Source organism: Desulfofundulus sp., from assembly GCF_049701015.1.
Classification (GTDB): Bacteria; Bacillota; Desulfotomaculia; order Desulfotomaculales; family Desulfovirgulaceae; genus Desulfofundulus.
In genome coordinates this window covers 4944-6847 of sequence record NZ_JBNATZ010000131.1, presented here as the reverse complement: position 1 = coordinate 6847, position 1904 = coordinate 4944, and the positions used below count along the sequence as shown (strand labels likewise).

3 protein-coding genes are annotated in these 1904 nt (G+C 48.0%); 1 reads left to right on the top strand and 2 read right to left on the bottom strand.

Annotation, left to right across the window (positions count from 1 at the left end):
- Positions 1–88 precede the first annotated feature (88 nt).
- Both ACPLUI_RS09035 and ACPLUI_RS09030 read right to left on the bottom strand, forming a co-directional pair.
- Positions 89–535, bottom strand: coding sequence for a putative toxin-antitoxin system toxin component, PIN family (locus tag ACPLUI_RS09035; protein ID WP_424659937.1), 447 nt, complete (start codon positions 533–535; stop codon positions 89–91).
- A complete protein-coding gene (locus ACPLUI_RS09030) occupies positions 516–806 on the bottom strand; it encodes an AbrB/MazE/SpoVT family DNA-binding domain-containing protein (protein WP_424659936.1) in 291 nt (96 codons plus the stop codon). The genes ACPLUI_RS09035 and ACPLUI_RS09030 overlap by 20 nt, the downstream gene beginning before the upstream one ends.
- 447 nt (positions 807–1253) lie before the next feature.
- Between ACPLUI_RS09030 and ACPLUI_RS09025 the strand changes: the two genes are divergently transcribed.
- On the top strand, positions 1254–1904 hold a 651-nt coding region (locus ACPLUI_RS09025), incomplete at its 3' end, for a polysaccharide deacetylase family protein (protein WP_424659935.1).

The window sequence follows — 1904 nt, the reverse complement described above, 5'->3', positions numbered from 1 at the left end:
TCTTTTTTCTACCCTCCACCTCTTTTCCCCTGCTACTTTTCCTACAGTAATTTTAGAAAAAGCCCGGTGTTGCCGGACAGGCTCCTAGTTAACCATTTCCTTTTAGAAAGGACACCAGCTCTTGCAGAAAATCCCCGGGTGTACCGATAGCAAAGTTCACCTTCCCTTTTAAATCGCTGTTCAGGAAATGCTTGTCCAGGCTTAACAGCCAATCTACCTTGCCAGATATGGCCGCCGCCAGTATTGGAGCATCCTTTTTGTTGATCAATGAACTGGCGTACTGCAGATCTTCACTGGCTGCATCCACTATCTTGAACGGCAGTGTCTTAAACAGGACGTAGTAGCTTTCCATACAACTCGGCAGCTTCTTTTGAATGTTCCTCAGTACCTCGCCCACTACGTCTTCGGATATACAGGGAACAATTATCCCTAACTCGGCCAGGGCCAGCACTTCATGTGAACCACCCGTACTTGAGGCAAGGGCAGCTATAATAACGCTGCTATCCAGAAACACCTTAATCTGTCTTATACTCATGGCTACCCTCTCTTAACTCGGCTAAAAGTTTTTCCAGGTCGATACCGTTTCTGGCCATTTCCTTGCGGACGGAAGCAGCAAGTTCCTTGACCGTTATCTTTTCCGGGGTAGCCACAATAGCCTTACCGGCCTGAAAGACTTCCAGGATTGTGTTCTCGTTGATTCCCAGGCGTTCTCTCATCTCGGACGGGATGGTAAATTGACCCTTCCCCCAGACACGCACTTTTTTAACAACGGGGTGGCTTCGCTTTGTCACTGTCCTTTCAGACATGCGGAATTCCACCTTTCAGAGTCTCTCTTAATTATATACTCTATCTCTATAAGGCAGAAATTACAACTGTTCCTGCAAACAAAAAACCCGGCAGAGCCGGGCAGTCTACTTCCTTGACATTATTGAGACTGAGGGTGAGCAATTAGATGGGGGAAAAGAATCTCCCCCGGCAGGTGAGGCCCGCAGTTATGGTATTCCTTGTCTTATTTTAGCAATTGCTGTTGGTTTGGACAAGGGACTCTGCGACTCATGTCGTCGGACTGTGATATTGTCACCCTGTAAGCGGTCTTTTAAAAATGTCACCATGGAGAGAGGAGACATTTTCTTGAGCAGGTTAATGGCAAAATGTGTCGAATACTTCCCCATCGAAACCCGGGAATAATTCCCCGTCTCTTTGTTCAAGCTAATGCTAAATGTTAAAAATATTACTATAAGGAGGAAAATCTCTTGTCCCGATATGCAAAAGCAATCGTGACGATTATGGTGGCTTTAATGGTCGGTGGATTTTACGCCGGCAAAATGTACCTGGCAACTGTTCATCCAAAACCCGCCGCCACTCACGCCTATTCCTCTCAACCAGCAGGGGGGAAAATGACCTCAGGTCCACATCATCCACAGGCAGCTAAACCGGCCAAAAATAAAGAAGGGGGGCAGCCGCCGGAAAGTGCCGGAGCAAACGATACCCAAACCGTTCAGAACACTACCTCCCTGTCCAATACACGTCACGGCTGGGGCATCAAACGCAACGAGAACCACCAGCAACCGGAAATGCCCCGGGAGATCAGGGAGCTCCTGGCACGATATGATGCCTACTGGATCGGTAGACCCGGTGAAAAAGTGCTGTACCTGACTTTCGACGAAGGTTATGAGAACGGGTATACGCCCAAAATTTTGGACATTCTCAAAGCCAACAACGTTAAAGCTGCCTTTTTTGTAACCGGGCACTACGTTAAAACCCAGCCGGAACTGGTCAAGCGTATGGTGGCTGAAGGACACATCGTGGGCAACCACACCATGAATCATCCCAGCCTGCCAGACATCAGCGATGAGGAAATCAAGAAAGAACTGCAATCTGTAGAAGAGCTTTTCACAAAGCTG